The organism is Arthrobacter sp. BE255 (assembly GCF_031457335.1).
Taxonomy (GTDB): Bacteria; Actinomycetota; Actinomycetes; order Actinomycetales; family Micrococcaceae; genus Arthrobacter.
Genome location: NZ_JAVDWK010000022.1, coordinates 1 through 20,855, shown reverse-complemented (window position 1 = coordinate 20,855; position 20,855 = coordinate 1). Strand labels below are relative to the sequence as shown.

The 20,855-nt window shown below is 70.0% G+C and carries 19 protein-coding genes; 4 read left to right on the top strand and 15 right to left on the bottom strand.

The annotated features are described in order from the left end of the window. The first annotated feature begins 53 nt into the window (after window positions 1-53). Together J2X42_RS22970 and J2X42_RS22965 are read left to right on the top strand one after the other, a co-directional pair. Window positions 54-1,232: an MFS transporter gene (locus tag J2X42_RS22970; protein WP_310168421.1), complete on the top strand. Its 1,179-nt coding sequence runs from the start codon at window positions 54-56 to the stop codon at window positions 1,230-1,232. A 35-nt stretch (window positions 1,233-1,267) separates the two neighbouring features. Then, window positions 1,268-2,176 carry a phosphatase PAP2 family protein gene (locus J2X42_RS22965; protein WP_310168419.1) on the top strand — a complete coding sequence of 303 codons (909 nt, stop codon included), beginning with the start codon at window positions 1,268-1,270 and terminating at the stop codon, window positions 2,174-2,176. A 100-nt stretch (window positions 2,177-2,276) separates the two neighbouring features. On the opposite strand, the gene J2X42_RS22960 is transcribed toward J2X42_RS22965, so the two are convergent. Continuing rightward, window positions 2,277-2,414 carry a hypothetical protein gene (locus J2X42_RS22960; protein ID WP_310168417.1) on the bottom strand — a complete coding sequence of 46 codons (138 nt, stop codon included), beginning with the start codon at window positions 2,412-2,414 and terminating at the stop codon, window positions 2,277-2,279. Next, entirely contained in the window at window positions 2,414-2,986 is a 573-nt protein-coding gene (locus J2X42_RS22955) for a nucleotidyltransferase domain-containing protein (RefSeq protein WP_310168415.1), read from the bottom strand. The genes J2X42_RS22960 and J2X42_RS22955 overlap by 1 nt, the downstream gene beginning before the upstream one ends. A gap of 292 nt (window positions 2,987-3,278) precedes the next feature. Here J2X42_RS22955 and J2X42_RS22950 point away from each other — a divergent pair, with 292 nt between their 5' ends. Beyond that, window positions 3,279-4,325, top strand: a complete 1,047-nt coding sequence (locus tag J2X42_RS22950) for an alpha-L-glutamate ligase (protein WP_310168413.1) — start codon at window positions 3,279-3,281, stop codon at window positions 4,323-4,325. After that, window positions 4,322-5,452 carry an acyl-CoA dehydrogenase family protein gene (locus tag J2X42_RS22945; RefSeq protein ID WP_310168412.1) on the top strand — a complete coding sequence of 377 codons (1,131 nt, stop codon included), beginning with the start codon at window positions 4,322-4,324 and terminating at the stop codon, window positions 5,450-5,452. Before J2X42_RS22950 ends, J2X42_RS22945 begins: the two co-directional genes overlap by 4 nt. 115 nt (window positions 5,453-5,567) lie before the next feature. On the opposite strand, the gene J2X42_RS22940 is transcribed toward J2X42_RS22945, so the two are convergent. Genes J2X42_RS22940 through J2X42_RS22880 form a run of 13 tightly spaced genes read right to left on the bottom strand, consistent with a single transcriptional unit; the run spans window position 5,568 to window position 20,753 of the window. Further along, on the bottom strand, window positions 5,568-6,851 hold the full coding sequence (locus J2X42_RS22940; RefSeq protein WP_310168411.1) for an NtaA/DmoA family FMN-dependent monooxygenase: 1,284 nt from the start codon (window positions 6,849-6,851) through the stop codon (window positions 5,568-5,570). Further along, window positions 6,844-7,779: an LLM class flavin-dependent oxidoreductase gene (locus tag J2X42_RS22935; protein WP_310168410.1), complete on the bottom strand. Its 936-nt coding sequence runs from the start codon at window positions 7,777-7,779 to the stop codon at window positions 6,844-6,846. Before J2X42_RS22935 ends, J2X42_RS22940 begins: the two co-directional genes overlap by 8 nt. Next, a complete protein-coding gene (locus J2X42_RS22930; protein ID WP_310168409.1) occupies window positions 7,776-9,467 on the bottom strand; it encodes an ABC transporter ATP-binding protein in 1,692 nt (563 codons plus the stop codon). The genes J2X42_RS22935 and J2X42_RS22930 overlap by 4 nt, the downstream gene beginning before the upstream one ends. Next, window positions 9,464-10,375, bottom strand: a complete 912-nt coding sequence (locus tag J2X42_RS22925) for an ABC transporter permease (RefSeq protein ID WP_310168406.1) — start codon at window positions 10,373-10,375, stop codon at window positions 9,464-9,466. Before J2X42_RS22925 ends, J2X42_RS22930 begins: the two co-directional genes overlap by 4 nt. Window positions 10,376-10,382: 7 nt before the next feature. Next, window positions 10,383-11,342, bottom strand: coding sequence for an ABC transporter permease (locus J2X42_RS22920; protein WP_310168404.1), 960 nt, complete (start codon window positions 11,340-11,342; stop codon window positions 10,383-10,385). Between the two features lie 5 nt (window positions 11,343-11,347). Further along, the gene (locus tag J2X42_RS22915) at window positions 11,348-12,706 is read right to left on the bottom strand and encodes an NtaA/DmoA family FMN-dependent monooxygenase (protein ID WP_310168402.1); all 1,359 of its coding nucleotides are present in this window, start codon (window positions 12,704-12,706) and stop codon (window positions 11,348-11,350) included. Continuing rightward, window positions 12,703-13,770 carry an LLM class flavin-dependent oxidoreductase gene (locus J2X42_RS22910; protein ID WP_310168400.1) on the bottom strand — a complete coding sequence of 356 codons (1,068 nt, stop codon included), beginning with the start codon at window positions 13,768-13,770 and terminating at the stop codon, window positions 12,703-12,705. The genes J2X42_RS22915 and J2X42_RS22910 overlap by 4 nt, the downstream gene beginning before the upstream one ends. Next, on the bottom strand, window positions 13,767-14,783 hold the full coding sequence (locus J2X42_RS22905) for an aldo/keto reductase (RefSeq protein ID WP_310168398.1): 1,017 nt from the start codon (window positions 14,781-14,783) through the stop codon (window positions 13,767-13,769). The genes J2X42_RS22910 and J2X42_RS22905 overlap by 4 nt, the downstream gene beginning before the upstream one ends. A gap of 53 nt (window positions 14,784-14,836) precedes the next feature. Continuing rightward, complete coding sequence (locus J2X42_RS22900) at window positions 14,837-15,883, bottom strand: aldo/keto reductase (protein WP_310168397.1); 1,047 nt, start codon at window positions 15,881-15,883, stop codon at window positions 14,837-14,839. Between the two features lie 41 nt (window positions 15,884-15,924). Continuing rightward, window positions 15,925-17,127, bottom strand: coding sequence for an acyl-CoA dehydrogenase family protein (locus J2X42_RS22895; RefSeq protein ID WP_310168396.1), 1,203 nt, complete (start codon window positions 17,125-17,127; stop codon window positions 15,925-15,927). Beyond that, window positions 17,124-18,509, bottom strand: a complete 1,386-nt coding sequence (locus J2X42_RS22890; RefSeq protein ID WP_310168395.1) for an O-acetylhomoserine aminocarboxypropyltransferase/cysteine synthase family protein — start codon at window positions 18,507-18,509, stop codon at window positions 17,124-17,126. The genes J2X42_RS22895 and J2X42_RS22890 overlap by 4 nt, the downstream gene beginning before the upstream one ends. Further along, window positions 18,499-19,527 carry an LLM class flavin-dependent oxidoreductase gene (locus J2X42_RS22885; protein WP_310168394.1) on the bottom strand — a complete coding sequence of 343 codons (1,029 nt, stop codon included), beginning with the start codon at window positions 19,525-19,527 and terminating at the stop codon, window positions 18,499-18,501. Before J2X42_RS22885 ends, J2X42_RS22890 begins: the two co-directional genes overlap by 11 nt. Next, window positions 19,524-20,753: an LLM class flavin-dependent oxidoreductase gene (locus tag J2X42_RS22880; protein ID WP_310168393.1), complete on the bottom strand. Its 1,230-nt coding sequence runs from the start codon at window positions 20,751-20,753 to the stop codon at window positions 19,524-19,526. The genes J2X42_RS22885 and J2X42_RS22880 overlap by 4 nt, the downstream gene beginning before the upstream one ends. Window positions 20,754-20,855: the final 102 nt, after the last annotated feature.

The following is a 20,855-nucleotide window of genomic DNA, read 5'->3' as shown; positions in this document are numbered from 1 at the left end:
GGGCCGGAAGTGACCCCGCGTTGCAGTGGCAGGACCTTGTTACACTCCACGGTGTGACAACTCCCACCCGCCTCGCCGCGCGCCCCGCTTCAAGCCCCCTGTACGCGGCAGGATTCGTCACCGCGTTCGGGGCGCACAGCATCGCCGCGGGCCTGGGCGCACAGAGCGAAAACATCGGCCTGACGCTGCTCAACCTGGGCATCCTCCTGGCCCTGTACGACGTCTCCGAAGTCTTCCTCAAGCCCGTTTTCGGCGCCCTGAGCGACCGGATAGGCGCCAAACCCGTCGTCGTCGGCGGGCTCGTGGGGTTCGCCGCCCTGTCGCTGATCGGCCTCTGGGCGGCCGACCCGCTGATGCTCGCGCTGGCCCGGCTGGGGCAGGGCGCGGCAGCGTCCGCGTTCTCGCCGGCGTCGTCTGCCATGGTGGCCCGGATGGCGCGAGGCGGAAAGGCCGGCACGTACTTCGGCAGGTACGGGTCCTGGAAGAGCCTGGGCTACATTACCGGCCCGCTGCTGGGGGCAGGCCTGATCTGGGCCGGCGGGTTCGCCCTGCTGTTCGGCACGCTGTCGGCACTCGCGGCGGCCACGGCACTGTGGGTGCTGCTGGCGGTGCCGCACCTGGAACCGCTCCCCCGCCAGCGCTACACCGTGCTGGACCTCGCGCGCCAGGTGGGCGAGCGCCGGTTCCTGGTCCCCACGCTGGTACTGGCAGCGTCGACGGCCGCGCTAGGTGCCGCCGTCGGATTCCTCCCGGCGCTGGCCACCCGGCACGGCCTGGACGCTGTCGCGGGCACGGCCGCCGTCAGCCTGCTGGCGCTCGGTTCTGTGCTGACCCAGCCGCGGATCGGCAGGCTGCGCGACCGGAACGGCATCACCGACAACAAGGGCACGACGGCGGGACTCCTCCTCATCGCGGCAGGCGTCGCACTGCTGGCGGTCGCCCCGGGACCGGTCACCGTCTTTTTCGCCGCGGCGGCGATCGGCGTCGGGGTTGGCGCGGCCACGCCCCTCGGCTTCGCGCACCTGGCGGACACCACGCCGCCGGAGCGGATGGGCCGCACCATGGGCTCCGCCGAACTCGGCCGGGAGTTGGGCGACGCCGGCGGGCCGCTGCTGGTGGGCGGGGTCGCCACGTTGACAGCCCTGCCGTTTGGCCTCGGAGCCCTCGCGCTGCTGATCGCGGCGGCGAGCCTCCCCCGCCTCGCCCCGGTCCAGCCGCCCCCAGCTGGGTGAAGCGCGCTCCCAGTTTTCTGTGACACCCTTAACCGATGACCTTTTCACGACAGGCCCCGGCCCGGACCCAGCTGCGCCCCGCCCCGGGCACCGGCTTCATGTTCGCCTTCGCCACGCTGGCCTGCATCGTGGGACTCATTGCCACGTACTACTACTTTGTCCAGACCACCACGGGCCAGTTCATCGACGAGTCCGCCCTGGTTGAAGCCGTCGACATCCACGGCCCCGCCGGCAAGGCAGCCACCGAGTTCCTCGACTGGCTGCCCACCATCTCCCTGGTGATGGCCGCCGTCGTGGTCCTGTTTGTCACCGTGATCCGGCGCCGCTGGACTGCCGCGGGGATCGCCGTGGCCGCGTGCATCGGCGCGAATGTGGCCACCCAGGTGCTCAAGGACGTGCTGCCGGCCCGCCCGGACAAGGGCGTGGTCACGCTGGAGCTCAATTCGCTGCCGTCCGGGCACACCACGCTGGCTGCGTCCGCGGCCGCGGCGGTGTTCCTGATGGCGTCGCCGCGCTGGCGCCCGATGGCAGGTTTTGTGGGCGGCACTTTCGCGATTGCGTCGGGCGTGTCCACGCTGATCAACCAGTGGCACCGGCCCGCCGACGTGGTGGCCGCGTTCCTGCTGGTGGGCGCGTTTATGATCCCCGCCGGCTGGCTGATCCTGCGGCACGACGGAGCCTGGAATGTGTGGGACGGTTTCGGCAAGCATGTGGGGTCGGCGAAAATCTGGCTGACCCTGCCGGTGGTGATCGGCCTGGCGGCGGCCGGCGTCGCGGTGTATTCGCTGGCCAGGATAGCGCCCGGCCCGGCCCAGGAAACCAGCACCACCAACTACTTCTGGGCGGGCATCGCCCTCATCGTGATCGCCGGGTACCTGGCCACGGTGGCCACCACGTCGCTGTTCGCTTATGCCGCACGACGGCGGGACTCACCGAGGCGCTGACGGCACCCTTGCGGGCCGTCCCCGCCCAACTAACTAGCATCTAACGTCGTCATTCGCGTGCTTCGCGACGTTTAGATGCCAGCTACTTTTACCTGAGTAGCTATGACTGGGCGGTGAGTATCAGGGCGTCCATGGCCCGTACGGCCCTCTTCAACTGCTCCCCACTGACCGGGCTGTAGCCGTAGCCGGCGCGCGTCTTCATGGCCAGCAAAGTGCCCAGGTGCTTTGCCTTTCTCATCAGGCGACTCTACTTTTGCGGACCATGTTGCGCAGCCAATCCGCGTCGCCCACTATGTTCAATCCGTCCCGGGCTATGGAGTCGAAAACCGGTGCAGCCGAAATTTCGTTTGTCCTGTAGACCAGTGGCCGGGCATCATTTCCGGTCCAGGCCGCTATCTTCGCTGCCAAGCTGGCTATTCTTGCATCGGCCAGGTCATCGTCGACTTCATTCGGCAGCGCGATGAAAATATCCACGTCGCTGTCGGTTCGCATGTCGTTCCTTGCGGCGGAACCGAAGAGGACCACGCTTGCCGGAACGAATTCCCACGAATCAATCTCGCGGCGGATGCGGTCGAGGAGAACCGACTTGGCTGCGACCATGGCCAGAATCGCGTCCGCCAGCAAATGCTCGCGGTTGAGCCTATAAGCGTGCGTCCTGCCCACAACCTCGTCTAGGACTATGCCCTGATCCGTGAGCCGCTGCAGCGCCTTGCGGACCCCGGCGAGGGAACCGGGCTCCGGGAGGAGCTTCTGAATGCCGGGCGCAGTAAAGGCCGCCTCGGCTCGACCGAGGACGTAGAGCACGCCCATGTCGAGTGATGGACTGATTGTAGTGAGCGGATTCTGCAATCTCACAAAACACCTCCAGACACACTATTGTACGCCTACACGTACAATAGTACGTCCAACGTACCAACATTGATGTGATTTTCTCAGGGGTTTCGGAACATCAGAGAGTGCGCAGCCCGCCGGTTTGTTGCGGAACATGATCGGGAATGACGGCCTGGTGACGCGCGTTGACGAACCGCGTCGCCCGACTGGAAGCACCAAATCCGCGCCCATAGTGTCGTTCCATAGACACCACCGGGGAGAGGCAAGAAACGTGAACAGTCCGCGCATCCACATCCTGCACGAGAACGACGACTGGCTGCCGCCGCTGCACGCTGCCCTGGACGCGGCGGGCCTTCCCTACACGGACTGGTCCCTGGCCGGCGGATCGATTGACCTCACGGCGCAGCCCCCGGAGGGTGTGTTCTGGTCGCGGCTCAGTGCATCGTCACACACCCGCGGCCACGGCGCGGCGAAGGACTACGCGCGGGCACTGTACCGCTGGCTCGAAGCCTCGGGACGCCGCGTGGTCAACGGCAGCCGCGTGGTGGAACTCGAGGTCAGCAAGGCCGCGCAATACGCCGCCCTCGCGGCCGCCGGCTTCGACGTTCCCCGGACCACCGTGGTGGTGGGCCGCGGCGACCTGAAGTCCCGGGCACGGGAATTTCCGACGCCGTTCATCACCAAGCACAATCAGGGCGGCAAGGGGTTGGGCGTGCGTCGGTTCAATTCGCATGCCGACTTCGACGCGTATGCAGACGGGCCCGACTTCGAGGAGCCGGCTGACGGCATCACCCTCCTGCAGGAGTTCGTCGAAAGCGCGGCGCCGTTCATCAGCCGCGCGGAGTTCGTGGGTGGCGAGTTCGTGTACGCCGTCCGCGTCGACACATCCGGCGGCTCGTTCGAACTGTGCCCGGCCGAGGCCTGCGCCATACCGGAGCAGGGCTTCGCGCCCGCCGCGTGCGAGGTGCCGGCACAGAACGACGGCGGGGCGCTGGCGCTGGCGGGCACCTTCACCGCGGGCGGTGCAGCGGCCGCTGGCGCAACGTCCGCGCCGCCGCTGTTCGTCAAGCGCGACGACATCACCGCGGGCCACCCCCTGATCGTGCGGCTGGGCTCGTTCCTCGCGGCCCAGGGCGTCGAAGTGGCCGGCGTCGAATTCTTCGAAACGGACGACGGCCGACTGATCCCCTACGACATCAACACGAACACCAACTACAGCCCCGACGTCGAATCCGCCACCGGCAACGCCGGCGCCACCGCCGTGGCCACATTCCTCGGCCGCGAACTGGCCGCCCGCTACTCCACCGTTCCCGCATGAGCGCGTCGGTGGTCCACGCCGGTGGGGTCGTGGACGCGGCAGGGCTGGCGGGACACGGCGCGCCTTCAAACCTGGCCGATCCCGCCGACCTGCACCCGCTCGTGGCCCGGGTGGCAAGGATCTCCCGGACAACCCTCAAGTCCCAGATGCTCGTCACGGACAGCCAAGGCGTACCGCATGGCATCATCGCCATGCTGCGGGAAGCGGGCGCACTCAACCACCTGGCGTCGTCGAAATACGGCGGGGCAGCCCTGGGCAAGGCAGAGGACCGCCGGCTGCACGAACACCTTGCGGCGGGTTGCCTGAACACCTGGCTGGTCTGGGCGCAGCACGCCTCGATCGCAGCACGGGTTGAAGCAACACTTCAGGACGGGGAACCCGGTCACGACCTGATCGACGCCCTGCTCCGGGGACGCATCTTTGCCGGGGCGGCGCTCAGTGATGTCCGCCACTATCCGAAGCGCTTCATTGCCGCCCACCGTGCCAAGAGCGGCTGGCGGTTCCGCGGCACCGTGTCGTGGGCCAGCGGCTGGGGTCTGAACGAGGTGCTTCTCGTTGCGGGCATTGATGCGGAACGCCAGCAGGTGGTCCTGGCCCTGGTTCCGATCAGCGAACGGTTCACGGCCACTCCCCTGCAGCTCGCGGCGCTGGATGGAAGCCGCACCGTCCGGGTCAATCTGGATGACGTCTTTGTTGAAGACTCGCTCGTCCTCAGCGTCATACCCCTTGCGGCCTGGCAGTCCAAGGACGACCAGACGGCGGTGGACGCAAAGCCGCACCTCTTCGGCCTGGCCAGCGCGGTGCTCGCCGAGCTGCGGAACGAACCGCACAAGCTGGCCCGCGACGCCGCCGCAACCTGGACGCCACGCATCGCCGACCTCCGCTCCCGGGCTTACGGCCTGGCTGATGCTGCGGATGCGTCGGAGCACTACGACGAACGCCTCGGGGTCCGGGTGCAGACCGGCGAGGCCCTGAGCACCCTCTCCAAAGCCCTCCTGGTGGCACGCGCCGGCCGATCACTGGAACGGGGCGACTCGGCCCAGTACTACCTGCGGTCGGCGCACTTCCTGCTGGTCCAAGCACAGACCGACGCCGTCAGGGCCGCGCAGCTCGCCACGTTGGGGTAGCACTGTTCCGACGGCGGCAGGCGGGAAAGTGCGAGAGCGTCGGTCCAAAACCTGCAGCAAGTGCGAGAGCGTTGGTCCAAAACCTGCAGGAAATGAGAGAGCGTCGCAGGGGGCGTCAGCGGACCAGGTGCCGCTCCCTGCCGGCGCCGATCCCGTCCCGCAGCGTCGCGAATTCGTACTCATGCTTGTGGATGCCCTTGCGTTGCAGCAGCGGCACCACCTCGTCGGCGAAGGTCACCAGGCCGTCCGGGAACTGGTCGATCATCAGGTTGAACCCGTCCGCGGCGAGGGACCTGAACCACAGTTCCATGTCGTCGGCGACCTGCTCCGGGGTGCCGATGATGATCCGTGAGCCGTAGCCGCCAAAGTCCCGCAGGATCTCCCGGATGGTCAGGTGCCGGCGTTCCTGGATCCAGTCGAGGAACGTCAGCCGGTACCCCGTGGACGTGGGGTGGGCGTCGGGGTCCCACGGCTTGTCGAGGACGTCCGCGGGGATGGGCTCATCGAGCGGCAGCGTGGTGGCGTCGTGCGCGATCACGTTCCCCAGCGAACGCAGGGCGTAGTCGTCCGGCACCCTGGACTCGAACTCGTCGAACCGCGCCCGCGCCTCGGCCACAGTGCTCCCGATCACGAGCGACAACCCGGGCGTGATCCTCGGGACGCTGCCGTGCCGGCCCGCCGCTGCCGCCCGGCTTTTCAGGTCGGCGTAGTTCTCGATTGCCCGCGGCAGCGTGAGCTCGACGGCGAACACCCCCTCCGCGTGCCGGGCTGCCAGGTCGCGGCCCTGCTCGCTGCCGCCGGCCTGGAAGATCACCGGACTGCCCTGTGCTGAAGGTTCGACGGCGGTGCTCCCCGTCAGCTGGAAGAACTCGCCGTGGTGGGTGTACCGTCCGTCGTGGGCTGCGGCGGTCCAGACGGCCTTGACGGCGTCGACGAACTCGCCGGCCCGGCGGTATCGCTCCTGCCGGCCCGGCGCCTCCGGAAGCCCGAAGTTCGCGGACACGGCCTTGTTGTAGGTGGTGACGACGTTCCAGCCCAGCCGTCCGCCCGAGATCGCGTCGGCGCTGAGCAGCCGCTCGGCCAGTTCCACGGGGTCGTTGTAGGTGGTGGAGGCCGACGCGATCACGCCCACGTGCTCGGTGGCGCTGGTGATCAGCGAGGCCAGGCTGATGGGTTCCAGCGGGTTTCCCGGGCGCGGGTTCGGGTTGTGCAGGGCCGGCTGGTCGGCGAAGAAGACGGCGTCGAGCAGCCCACGCTCCGCTGCCCGGGCCGCACTGATCCAGTGCTCCGGCTCGATCAGGGTGGCGGGGCTGCCTGCGCTGAACTGCCACGCCGCGGGCCGCTGCCCGAAGCCCTGGAGGTTGACGTTGAGGGTCAGCTTGTCGCTGCGGTCAGGCATGGGAGGCTCCAAAGGCGAGGGGTTTATCGGTCAGGTCGTAGCTGCGCGGGGGCAGCCCGAGCAGGGCCCGCAGGGAAGGCGCATCCCCGGGCACGGTGCGGCCCCGGACGGCGTTGCCCGGGTCCGCCGTCGGAATCCCGCCCGCTGTCGGAGTTCCCGCGGCCCTCGGGACCACAGCCAGCACATCCGCAAGCTCCCGAGGCGTCCGGACAGCAACGAGCTCGGCTGTGGCGCCGCCGTCGTGCGCCAGGCCCGACGCGGCGACCAGTCCCGGCCGCCCGTCCACCGGGGAAGCAGCCCAGCGGCTGTACAGCCCCGGGTCCTCCAGCACCACAAGGTCCACCAGGCCGTGCGCGGCGTCGAGTTCCTCGGCCGTGGACACGTGCCAGAGTGATACCGGCTCGCCCTGCGGGCTGGTCGGGGAATTAAGGGCGCCGTAGACGCTGAAGTCCGTTCCGCGGTGGTCGACGGCGCGGATCCCGTCGGTGCGGGCGTAGACGCCGGAGTCACGGTCGGCGACCAGCGACTCCGCCGGCCAGCTGTTCCACAGCGCGCGGATCACCCGGATCCGTTCCGCGGTGTGCTCGGCCGTCTGACCCGCAGCGGAACCGTCGCCCCGGAACACCACGCCGCTCCGTCCGCCGCTGAGGTGGTCCACGGACAGGAACCGGCGGGCCGCGTTGTACGGGTGGTCGCCGCGTCCGTCAGAAACCGAAAGGACGGGCCACCCCGGCAGCCTGACGCTGAGGGCAATCGCCAAAGCCGCCGGATCGTGGCGCAGCGGGCGGCCCCCTGCGCCGATGACCAGCGCGGCACCAACGTTGCCGGTATGGGCCGCAAGGGGACGGACGACGTCGGGGTCCCCGGCTGCGAGGCGGCCCGGCAGGCCGTCCAGCAGCGCAAGCAGTTGTACGGGTGCGCCGGTCATGCCGCGGAACTCCTCACGTGGGTGCCCGGGATCGCATCGAGCAGCGTCCGGGTGTAGTCATGGTGCGGGGCGTTGAGCACCTGGTGGGCGGGCCCGCTTTCGACGACGCGGCCGTCCTTCATCACCGTCACGTCGTCCGCAATGAGCCGGACCACGCCGAGGTCGTGGGTGACGAAGACGTAGCTCAGGCCGAGTTCGGCCTGCAGGTCGACCAGGAGCTGGAGTATCTGTGCCTGCACGGACACGTCCAGGGCGCTCACCGCCTCGTCGAGGACCAGGACTTTGGGGTTGAGTGCGAGGGCACGGGCAATGGCCACGCGCTGGCGCTGCCCGCCCGAGAGCTGCGCGGGCAGCCGGTTGAGGTAGCTGTCGTCCAGCGAGACAGCGCGCAGCAGTTCGCTGACGCGGGCCGTCAGCTCCGCCCGGTTCGCGGCCACTTTGAAGGACTTGAGCGGCTCGGCGATGATCCGCCCCACGGTGTAGCGCGGATCGAGGGAGGTGTACGGGTTCTGGAAGACGAACTGCAGGTCGCGGCGCAGCTCACGGAGCCGGGCGTGGTTGAGCCCGGTGATCTCCCGCCCGCCAAGGAGGACGCTGCCGCCGTCGGCCGCTGCAAAGCCGGCGAGGATGCCCGCGAGGGTGGACTTTCCCGCGCCGGATTCGCCCACGATCGCGTGCGTGGTGCCGGTCCGGACGGTGAGGTCCACGCCGGCCAGCGCCTGGAACGACGTGTGGGAACGGCCTTTGCGGACTGCGTAGGTCTTGGTGAGCGAGGTCGCCCGGAGCACCTCGCCGGCGGCCGGCGCGGGCGAACGGTCGACCCCCGGCGTGGGCTTCAGCCGTCCGGCGTGCCGGGCGGGGGCAGCGTCCAGCAGCCGGCGGCTGTAGTCGTTCCCGGGGGCAGCCAGGAGCTCGCGCACCGGGCCCTCCTCCACGATGCGGCCGCCCTGCATCACCAGGATGCGGTCGGACCGGTCCAGAGCCACGCCGAGGTCGTGGGTGACCAGCAGGATGCCGATGCCCAGCTGTTCCCGGAGGCTCTCGAGGTGGTCCAGGATGACGCGCTGGACGGTCACATCGAGCGCGCTGGTGGGCTCGTCCGCCACGATGATCTGCGGCTTCCCGGCGAGCGCGATCGCAATCAGCGCCCGCTGCTTCATGCCGCCGCTGAGCTCGTGCGGGTACTGGTTGAAGACCCGCTCGGCATCCGTGAGCCCCGCGGTCCGCAGGCTCTCCAGCGCTGCCGAGCGGTGCCGGTCCTTGTCAGTAGGCTCGGGTTCGTTGAAGCGGACCGCCTCCACCACCTGCTGGCCGATCCGCTTGACCGGGTTCAGGGACGTGTTGGGATCCTGCGGGATGAACCCCACGTAGTTGCCGCGCACCCGCGCCAAGCGCTGGTCCGGCCAGCCGGTGACGTCCACGCCCGAGTAGGCGATGGAGCCGGAGCGGATCCGGGCCGACGGCGGCAGGAGGCCCAGCGCGCCCTGGATAAGGGTGGTTTTGCCGGACCCGGACTCGCCCACCAGGGTGACCACCTCGCCCGGCTTGACCTCCACGCTGACGCCGTCGACGGCGGGAGTCCAGGACCGCCGTCGTCCGCGGTAATCGATGGACAGGTCGGTGATCCGCAGCAGCGGCTCGGCCTCGGCCTGTTCCGGGACGGCCTCTTCGGTGATGGTGGCGCTCATCGGTGCTGGTCCTTCCGGAGGGAGGTGCTGATGCGGTGGGTTGCGATCACAACAAGCGCGAGCGCGATGCCGGGCAGGATGGAGATCCACGGGTGGACCGCCAGGTAGTCGCGGCCCTCGGCCACCAGGAGGCCCCACTCCGGTTCGGGCGGCGGGGCGCCGTATCCGAGGAACCCGAGCGAGGCGACGGCCAGGATGGACGTGCCCACCTCCAGGGCGGCCAAGGCGAGGACCGAGTTGAGCGCGTTGGGCACCACGTGCCGGACCACCACCCAAAAACGCCCGACGCCGAGCCCGTAGGCCGCGCGGACGTAGTCCTTGGTGACCACGCCGATCACCTCTGACCGCATCACCCGGGCGAAGGAGGCGATGGAGGAGATGCCGACGGCGATCGCGATGTTGTGCGTGGAATAGCCCAGGACCGAGACGATCACCATGGCCAGCAGCAGGCTGGGGATGGACAGGAACACGTCGATGACGCGCATAAACGCCGTGTCCACCCAGCGGCCGAAGTAGCCTGCCGCCAGGCCCACGATGGTGCCGACGCCGAAGGCGATGAGCACGGCCACCAGGGTGGCTGTGAGCGTGGTGCCGGCGCCGTAGATGGAGCGGGCCAGGAGGTCACGGCCCAGGCGGTCGGTCCCGAAGGGGTGCCCGGCGCTGGGCGGCGCGAAGCTCAGCGAGGGGTCCCCTTCGTAGGGGCTGTGCGAGGTGAACAGGCCGGGGGCCACTGCCCAGCCGAGCGCGATCAGCACCACGATCCAGGCGAGCACCAGAACAGGCTGGCGGGTAATGTCGGCCAGCCGTGTGCCCGCGTTGCGGAGAAGGACGCCCGGTTTGGGAGCACCGGCTGCGGGCGGTTTGGGCCCGGCGGTAACAGGTTGGGGACGGTCGAGTTGGATGGTCATGGCTGCCTCACGCTGTACGGACGGGCTGGGCGGTGAGGGTGGCCCTCAGCCGCGGATCGAGCAGTGGGTAGATCAGGTCGACCACCAGGTTGATGAGCGCGAAGCTGGCAGCGACGAACACGATGATTCCCTGCACCAGCGGCACGTCCAGGGTGTTGATGGCGGACTGCGTCAGCCGGCCCACCCCCGAGCGGGCGAACACGGTCTCAGTGATCACGGCACCGGCGATGAGGTTGCCGAAGGTGATCCCGGCGATGGTGAGCGCCGGGAGGCTGGCGTTGCGGAAGACGTCGCCGATGATGATGCCGCCGCGGGTGGCGCCCTTGGCGTAGCTGGTGGTCACGTAGCCTGACTGGAATTCATCGGCGAAGCTGCGCACCAAGAGCTGGGCGATGGGGCCCGAGACGGGGACGGCAAGGGTGATGACCGGGAGCACCAGGCTCTGCCAGCCCTGGTCGCCGAACGCGGGGAACCAGCCCAGGGTGAAGGAAAACAGCTGTAGCAGCAGGATGCCGAACATAAACACGGGGATGGAGACCGACGCCGACGGCAGCGATTCGACCAGGTTGCGGAGCCAGGGGCGGCGGGTTCCGGTGGCCAGCAGGGCGATCCCGAACCCGAGCACCACGGCCAGCGCCAGCGAGCCGGCCGCCAGGATCAGGGTGTTCGGCAGGACCTCGAGGAGGGACTCGGAAACCCGTCGCCCGGACCCCACGGAGTTGCCGAAGTTCCCGCTGGCGGCGGCGGCGAGCCTGTCGAGGTACTGGACGAACACCGGCTGGTTGAACCCGTATTGGGCGGCCACCTGGTCGCGCACCTCCTGCGGGATGGTGTTGAGCTCCGCGGGGTCGAACAGCAGGTCCACCGGGTTGGCGGGAAAGACAAACAGCAGGATAAACGTGATGGTGAACGCGGCCCACACTACAAACAGCGCGCGGCCCAGCTTGGACAGGACATAACCGAGCATGGGGTTTATCCCTCCTCTTCTTCAGCAGGTGTTGTCAGGGCACGACGGCGGTCGGCGCCGGGAAGCAGCGGGACGAGGCCCAGGTTTTCGCGCAGCGTGGCCCCGGCGTAGTCCTGCTGGAACAGGCCGCGGCTTTGCAGGAGGGGCACCACGTGCCGGGCGAACCGTTCGAAGTCCACGGCGGTGTCGGCGGGCATGATCGTGAACCCGTCGGCAGCTCCGGCCCGGAACCAGCGCTCCAGGTCGCCGGCGATCTGCTCCGGGGTGCCAGCCAGCAGCCGGTGACCGGCGCCGCCGGCCGACCGGGTGACGAGGTCCCGGACTGTCAGGGGTCCGGCGGCGATGAGGGCCCGGGTGCTGCGGAAGAATCCGGCCGACGCCGGCGGGCGGGCTGCGGCGTCAAGGGTTTCGAGGGTGATTACGGAGTCCAGGCCCAGGCCGTCGGCGTCGAGGCCCAGTTGGTGGGCGACTCCGGTTGCCGCCGCGTCGAGGTCCGTGGTTCCCACCAGTTCGTCGATGCGGCGGCGCACGTCCTCGTCGCTGTCGCCGATCAGCACAATCACGCCGAGGGAGGTGAGGACCTGGCTGGGGTCACGGCCGGCGTCGGCGGCGCGGCGCTTGGTGTGGGCCCGGAACGCGACTGCCTCGTCGAGGTCCTGCCCCGCGGTGAAGACAACGTCTGCCCAGTTGGCCGCGAGCGCCAGGCCGCCGGGTGAGCCGCCGGCCTGCACCAGGACGGGGCGGCGCTGCGGTGACGGCGGCACGGAGAGGGCGCCGCTGACGCTGAAGAATTCGCCGCGGTGCTCCACCCGCCCGATCAGGCCCGGGTCGGCGAAGCGTCCGCTGGCGGGGTCCGCGACGACGGCGCCGTCGTCCCAGCCGTCCCACAGGGACAGCACCACCCGGGCGAACTCGTCAGCCTGGCGGTAGCGGTCCGCCTTCTCCGGCGCGGTGGCGTAGCCGAACGCGGCCGCCGCGTGCGGGGCAAGAGTGGTGACGATGTTGAAGGCCGCGCGTCCCCCGGTCACGTGGTCCAGTGCCAGGTACCGGCGGGCCAGGTTGTAGGGGCTGTTGTACGTGCTGCTGCTGGTGGCGATGGCGCCCAGGTGCTTGGTGCCTGCAAGCAGGTCCGCGAACAGGATGGTCGGCTCAAGGCCGGATTCCGGGTTCCCGGCGATGGACGTGCCAAGGCCCGGCGAGTCGCCGAGGAAGACGGCGTGGATCTTCGCCTCCTCGGCGATGCGGGCCAGTTCGCGGTACCGGCCGACGTCGACCCACGCCAGCGGGTCACGCCCGGGCAGGCGCCACGCACCGCGGAAGTGGCCGGGCGTCATCAGGGAGAGGTTGAGGTGGAAGGTGCTCATCGCGACCCCGCCGCCGCGTGCTCCAAGAGAGGAAGCTCCCCGCCAGCAGGCTGCCAGCCCAACCGCGGCGCCACCTCCGTAGCAGCCGCCTCCAGCAGGCGCTTGTGCTCGTCAAGCGAGGGCACCGCGGGCGGGAAGCTGACCAGGAGTTCGGTTGCAGCTGCCACCCCGGCGTCGCTCGCGAGACCGTCGGCAATGTCAGCCGCCGTGCCGAACCTGGTGTGGTCCCGGACCAGGTATTCCTCCGGAGTGACGTCGGTGGCGCCTTCCCGGCCGAGCGCCCCGAACCAGCTCTGCCAGCGGCGGGCTCCGTCCACCAGTTTGGACAGCGCCTGCTCCCGGTTCCGGTCCGGATAGATGGCCCGGGACACGAGCACCCGGGGCTCCACGCCGGCAGGCAGCGCGTCCCGGTAGGCCTCGACCAGGACGGCCTGGGCTTCGGGGCTCTGCTGCCGGTTCCAGTCGGTGGCCCGCGACAGCTGCAGCCCGTCACCGGCGGCACCGGCTGCCCGCGCCTGGGCGAGGGCATGCTCCGGCGCACTCGAGGTGGCCTGCCAGATCCGGCCGCGGACGCCGGCTCCCGCCGGGTGCAGCACCTCCCCCAGGCTGTTGAGCGCCGCACCTTCAAGCACGTCATGGAGGCGGGAAACGCTCTGCTCCCACGCCTTGTGGCGGCCACCCAGGTCCTTGCCGAACGCCTCCCACGCGCCAGGGAACGGACCCGCACCGACGCCGAGCTCCAGCCTGCCGCCGCTCAGAACGTCGAGGGTCGCAGCATCCTCCGCCACCTTGAGCGGATCCTCGAGCGGCAGCACCAGCACCCCCGTGCCGAGCCGGATGCGGCTGGTGTGCTGGGCGACCGCGGCGAGGAGCACCAGCGGGGAGGAGACGTGCTCGTTCCCCTGGCGGAAATGCCGCTGGATGACCCAGCCGGAGTCGTACCCCAGCTCCTCCGCCCACACAAACAGCTCCACGGCCTGCCGGTAGGACTCCGCCGGGCTGAGGTCGCTGTCCAGGTGCAGCAGGAACCCCAGCCGCTTGCCGGCCAGCACACCCGCACTCATTTGGTGCGCAGCCCGGTGCCGTGCACGCCGTGGGCGTCGATGAGCTCCAGCTCTTCGTCGGTCAGCGGCGCGAAGCCGGGAGCCTGCAGGTTGTGGTGCAGCTGCTCCACTGAGCTGGCACCGATCAGCGCGGTGGTGACCTCGGGCCGGCGCAGCACCCACTGCAGGGCCAGCTGCGCCAGCGACTGGCCACGCTCGCGGGCGAGGTCGTTCAGGGCGCTGACCCGCGAACGGTATTCGTCGGTGATGTCGTCCACGGACAGGAAATCGCTGTTCGCGGCGCGGGCACCCGCCGGCACGCCGCCGTCGAGGTACTTGTCCGTGAGCAGCCCCTGCGCCAGCGGCGAGTAGGTGATGAGTCCGACGCCGTCAGCCGCCGACTGCCCCAGGATGTCCTCGATCTCCACGCGGCGGTCGAAGATGGAGTAGCGGGGCTGGTGCAGGACCAGCGGCACTCCGGCTTCCTTGAGCAGGACGGCCGCCTGGTGGGCGCGTTCCCGGGAGTAGTTGGAGATGCCCACATACAGTGCCTTGCCGGAGTGGACCGCGCTGACCAGTGCACCGACTGTCTCTTCGAGGGGCACGGAAAGGTCCGGGCTGTGCGAGTAGAAGACGTCAACGTAGTCCACGCCGAGGTCCTTCAGGCTGTGGTCCAGGCTCTGCAGCAGGTTCTTGCGTGAGCCGCCGCGGTGGTACGGGCTGGCGCTGATGGGGTTGCCGGCCTTGGTGGAGATGACGATTTCCTCGCGCCAGGCACCGAGGTCCTCGCGCAGGAGCCGGCCGAAGTTCTTCTCCGCGGCCCGGGCGGGCGGGCCGTAGCGGTTGGCGATGTCGAAGTGGGTGATGCCGGCGTCGAACGCTGCGAGCAGGATTTCACGCTGGGTCTCGTAGGGGGTGCGGTCGCCGAACTTCTGCCAGAGGCCGAAGGAGAATTCGGGCAGGGTGAGGCCGCTGGTGCCGGCGCGGCGCCAGTTCAGGTTGCCGTGGCGGGTTTCGGCGGGGTGGTACGTCATGGGGGTGCCTTTCAGTGGGTTTGGGGGGTGAAGTCCGACGGCGTGACTCACCGTTACCGGCGGAGGCCTGCCGGGGTGAGCTCGTCGGGGATGCGGCCGTTGTCGCGTTCCAGGAACGTGGTCCCGGGCGCCACGGCGCGGTCGATCTGGTCCAGGACGGCGTCGCTGAGGATGGTGGCAGCGGACTTGAGGTAGGCGTCCAGGTGCTCGCGGGTGCGGGGCCCGATGATCACCGAGGAGATGGCCGGGTGGTTCAGCGCGAAGGCCAGCGCGAGGTCCGGGACGCTGATCCCGGCGGCGTCCGCGATCTGACCCAGCTGCTCAGCGGCGGCGAACTTCAGCGCGTTCTCCGGGGCGCCGACGTCGAACCTTCCCTCCCAGACGCGGGCGGCACGCACCGAACCGGACTGCGGCTGGCCCTCCCGGTAGGCGCCGTTCAGCCAGCCCGCGGCGAGGGGGCCGTAGCTCAGTACGCCCAGCCCGTACTTGCGGGCCACGGGCAGGGTGGTCCGTTCCACCAGCCGGATCAGCGCCGAATACGGCACCTGTTCGGTGAGCGGCGGGGTGAGGTTGTGCTGCCGGGCGAGCAGCTGCGCCTCCACCACCTGGTCGGCGCCGAACGTGCTGGTGCCGTAATAGCGGATCTTGCCCTGCCGGACGAGGTCGTCCAAGGCGGTGATAGTTTCGAGGAGGTCGGTGTGCGGGTCGGGCCGGTGCGCCTGGTAGAGGTCGATGTAGTCGGTTCCGAGCCGGCGGAGGCTGCCCTCCACGGCTTCGAAGATCCAGCGCCGCGAGTTGCCGGCGTGCAGCGGGTTCGCACCGATCTGGCCGTGGAACTTGGTGGCCAGGACGACGTCGGCACGGCGGCCGGCGATGGCCTCGCCCACGATTTCCTCGCTCAGGCCCTGGTTGTAGACGTCGGCGGTGTCGATGGTGTTGATGCCGGCGTCCAGGGCGGCGGCGATGATCTCCAGCGATTCGGCGCGGCCGGTGGGGCCGCCGAAGTTCATGGTGCCCAGCGTCAGCCGGCTGACCCGGACGCCGCTGCGGCCAAGGTAGCCGTACTCGGCAGGGCGCGGGGTTGTTGATTCCTCAGACATGTTCAGGTCTCCTCAGGTTCGGTGGGTGCGTGCAGCAGGGCTCAGAACAGGCCGTTGGCGGGTGGCGGCTCGTCGGCCACCAGCCAGCCTCCGACGGCGGCCGCTTTCCAGCCGCGCGGGTTGTGGTTGGCCACGGTCCGGGCGTTGCGCCAGTGCCGGTCAAGGTTGTGTTCGCGCCGGGTCAGGGTGCCGCCGCCAACGTCGAACAGCAGCTCCCCGGCTGCAAGGGCCTGCTCCCCCGCGCCGACATAGGCTTCGGCAACAGCGATGGTGGCCCGCAGGCCTCCCGCTTCAGACGGCTCGCGCCAGTACGCGTCGAGCTGCTCGGCCGCGAGTGCTACCTGGGCCCGCGCTGTGAACGCGGCGGTGGCGATCCGGCCCACCGCGAGGCGGACGTAGGGATCGTCGGCGCTGCGGCCCGCCGTCGAGTGCTTGATGGGGCGGGTGACGCCGCGGACCACCCGGACGGCGTCGTGCTGGGCGGCCCCGGCGATCCCGGCGAGGGTGGCCGCGAGGAACAGGTGGGCCAGCGAACCGTGCGGGTGCGGCGGCTGCGCTTTGAACGGGTCCACCTCGTCGGGGTCGACCAGGACGCCGTCCAGGCGGGTGGTGCCGCTCGCGGTCAGGCGCTGCCCGACGGCGTCGAAATCGTCGATCAGGCCCACGCCTTCGCTGTCGGTCGGCACGGTGAAGGTCACCACGCCGCCGTCGTCGTCCACCGCGTTCCCGGAGAACCAGCGGGCGTGGAGGCCGCCTGTGCTGTAGAACTTCTCCCCGGTGACCCGGAAAGCGGAGCCGTCCCGGGTGAGGCGGGTGGAGACCGAGCCGGGCGTGCCGGTGGCCTCGTTGCGGGTGCCCGCGAACAGGTCGCCGGCCAGGACGCGGGACAGCGTGCGCTCCCGCTTCGCCCCGGTCAGGGTTCCCGTAGCTAGCCCGTCGGCCACCAGGAAGCCGGGCCGCAGGGCCTGCGCCACGTTGGAATCGGCGGCCGCAATGTCGACCACCAGCTCGATGAGTTCGCGGACGGTTGCCCCGGCGCCGCCGTCCTCTTGGGGGACCCGGTAACGCAGGATGCCGGCCTCGGCCAGGCTGCGGACTTCCGCGAACGGATGCGTCCGGTCGATGTCCCGCCGCGCCGACGTTTCCCGCAGCCGCTCCAGCACCGGCGCGATGGCCGTCCGGATCGAAGCGGTGGTCACAGCAGCGTCCACCGAAACCTCCGGCGTCCGCTCCGCCACGCTCACAGCCCGTCCGCCTGCGTCGGGGCGGCGGTTTCGCCGCGGCCGCGCAGGGGCGGCGGGTTTTCGCCGCGGAGCACCCGGAAGGCGCGGTCGAGGCCGGCGATGAGGTCCTCGGCGTCCTCGATCCCCACGGACAGCCGGATCAGGCCGGGGTGGATGCCCGCCTGGTCACGCTCGGCCGGGCTGAGCTTGGAGTGCGTGGTGGTGGGCGGATGCAGGATGAGGGAGCGGACGTCGCCCACGTGCGTCATCCGGGTGAACACCTCCACCGCGTCGTAGAAGGTCCGGGCAGCCTCCAGCCCGCCGGCCAGGGTGAACGCGAACACCGACCCCTGGCCGCGGGGCAGGTACTTCTGCGCCAGCGGGTAGTACGGGTTGGACTGCAGCCCGGGATAGTCAACGCCCGACACCTCGGGCTGCTGTTCCAGCCACGTCGCCAGGGCCAGCGCGTTCCGCGAATGCCGGTCCACCCGGAGCGAGAGCGTCTCGATGCCCTGCTGCAGGAGGAACGCGTTGAACGGCGACAGGCTGGGGCCCAGCCGGCCGGCAACCACGGCCCGGGTGAACGCGAAGTTCGCCTTCACGCCGAACTTGTCGATCCACGTGGTCAGGTCCCCCGTGCCGGCGTGGATCGGCTCGTGCAGGTGCGGGTACCGGTCCGGGTGCGCGGCCCAGTCGAACCGGCCCGCGTCCACCACTACGCCGCCGATCGAGTTGCCGTGCCCGGCCAGGAACTTGCTGGTGGAGTGGAGCACAATGTCCGCTCCGAAGTCGATGGGCCGGAGCAGGTACGGCGTGGTCAGCGTGCTGTCGATGGCAAAGGGCACGCTGTTGGCGTGCGCCGCGTCGGCGATCGCCTCGATGTCGATCAGGTCGTTCTTCGGGTTGGGGATGGCCTCGCCGTAGAACAGACGCGTGTTGGGCCGGACCCGCCGGTGCCAGTCGTCGGGGTCGTTGGGACGCTCCACGAATTCGACGTCGATGCCGAACCTGCGGAAGTTGCCGCGGAACAGCGCCCGGGTCCCCTCGTAAATGGAGGGCGCGCTCAGCACGTGGTCGCCCGACTTCAGCACGCCCAGCAGTCCGGTGCTGACGGCGGCCTGGCCGCTGCCCACCAGCGTGGCGCCGACGCCGTGGTCCAGGGCGGCGAGCACCTGCTCCACCGCAGCGTTGGTGGGATTGTTGATCCGGGAGTAGACGTAGCCCGGGTCCGCGCCGGCGAAGCGCGCCTGGGCGTGGTCGAAATCGTCGAACACAAACCCGGCGCTGAGGTACAGCGGCGTGATGCTTGCGCCATGCCCGGGGTCGCCCCGGTGGCCTGAGTGGACCTGCTCGGTGCTGAAGCCGAAGGTGTGGTCGGTGTGGGTCAGCGTGTTATCTGGCATGGGCTTGCAGATCCCTGCTTTCGTGTTGTTCGGGCAGCACCTCAAAGAGTGAGTCGAGCAGGCCGGCAAAGTCGCCGGCACCGGCCCGGACGCGGAGGAGTGTGTGCTCCGGTGCGGTGTCCTGCAAAACCTGGGCCACGTCGTCGGGCGTGCCTGCCACCACGACGCCGGACGGGCCGGCCACCGTGGGCACTCCCCCGTTGGTGACCGCATGGGGCAGCGGCCCGTGGTGCCATTCCAGGGCGTCGAGGGCCTCACGCCGGGAACCGGCCGGGAGCCAGGTCAGCGTGCTGTAGGCGGGAGCGTCAACGCCCTCCGGCAGACTGGAATCAGGCCCGACGACGCCGTCCACGGGCACGCCCGGGGCAATGGAGGCGGCCTCGGCGAGCAGCAGCGTCCGGTGCGCGGACGGCAGGGGTACGTTCAGTGCGCCCGCCACCGAGTAGATCTCCCCCGCGAACGATGCCGGGACAAGGCTGTGCGGGTCGGCGAACCGGCCTGCCTTCCGGTCACCGATCAGGGCTTCCTCCTGGAAGCTCGCCCCCAGGCGGCGGAGGACCTCCACGTACTCGGCCAGGAGCCGGGACGGGTGGCCGGCCGCCGTCTGCAGGCTGCCGCCGGCACCGGAGGTGACGGGGTCCAGCCCGGTGCCGCGGAGGAACAGGCCCACCCGGCCGGCGGTGATCCGGTTCAGCGACTGGATCCGGCGGGCAAGGTTGTACGGCGCGTTCCGCGACGTGCTTGCGGTGACGATCAGCCATGGCGGCGCGCAGGCAGGCCTGGTGACAGTTCCTGTGGCGCCCGGGCCACGGACGCCCGCGGAGAGTATCCCGGCGAGGATGCCGGGGTCCAGGCCCGGCCCGCCGCCGTCGGCCGCTTCCGGCAGCAGGAGCGAAACTGACCGGGCCGCCGCAAGGGCGGCGGCGTCGCGGGCAGCAGCCAGCAGGTTCTGGACGGCCGCGGCATCCGGAACGTCGGCGGCGGGAAACTCAACGATCAAACGCGGTGCGGCGGTCATGATGCTCCTCCGGAATGCCCGGCGGCGGCGAGCACGGGCGCGCCGCCGCGCACCGGCGGCCGGACGATGGGCTGGACGGGCAGGTTCAGGTGCTCGCGGAGCGTGCTGCCCTGGTACTCGGTGCGGAAGAGTCCGCGGCGCTGCAGTTCGGGGATGACATGGTCCACGAACTGGTCAAAACCGCTGGGCAGGGCGTCCGGCATCACGTTGAAGCCGTCGGCCGCGCCGGCCCGGTGCCAGCGTTCGATGTCGTCCGCGATCTGCTCCGGTGTGCCCACCACAATGCGGTGGCCGGCTCCCCCGCCCAGGGCGTGCAGCAGCTGCCGGTACGTGGGTTTGTCGCGTTCGATGATGCCCAGCACCATCCGGTAGAACGTCTGCGACCCGGCGGCGGCCTCCGGCTCGGGCAGTCCTTCGCGGCGGACGGGCGCGTCCAGGTCCACGTTGTTCAGGTCGAAACCGAGCTGCCCGCTGAGCCGGCCGAGAGCGTACCGAAGCGGCACCAGCTCAGCCAGCAGCCGGCGTCGTTCCTTCGCCTCCGCCTCGGTGCTGCCGATGACGGTGGACAGTCCCGGCAGGATGGCGATCTCCTCCGGACGCCGCCCGAATTCGGCGGCGGCGGCATTGATGTCCTGCCGGAACGCGAGCGCCTCGTCGAGGGTCTGCGCCGCGGTGAAGATGACCTCCGCGTGCTCCCCGGCGAGCCGGATGCCCGCCTTGGAGGCGCCGGCCTGCACCACCACCGGGCGGCCCTGCGGCGACGCCGGGAGGGCCGCTGTTTCCGGGTGGCCGGCTTCGGGGTGATGGGCTTCGGGGCGATGGGCTTCCGGGCCACCCGATTCCTGGGTACGGGCCCACGCCGACACCACCTGCGCCGTCACGTCGCTGGCGCGGGCGTACCGGCCGGCGTGCTCGGGTTCGCCCGAGCGGCCGAAGTTGGCCGCGGCAGCAGCCCCCGCCGTCGTCACCACGTTCCAGCCGAACCGGCCGCCGCTGACAGCATCAATGGAGGCCAGCCGCGCGGCGAGCTCGCCGGCGTCGTTGTAGCTGGAGGAGAACGTGCCGATCAGGCCGACACGGCTGGTCTCCGCGGCGATCCGGGCCAGCAGGACGCTGGGTTCGAAGCTGTTGCCGGGCCGGTGCTCGAGGTCTTTTTCGATGACCGGGCCGTCGGCGAGGAACACGGCGTCCAGCTTGGCGGCCTCCGCCTTCCTCGCGATGCCCACGTAATGCTGCGCTCGTCAAGTTTTTGAGACAGTTCTCGTTGTTGTTGGTTAGGCGGCCAGGGGTTCCTGAACGGTTGTTTGGTAAGCGGTGTGGGCAGTTAC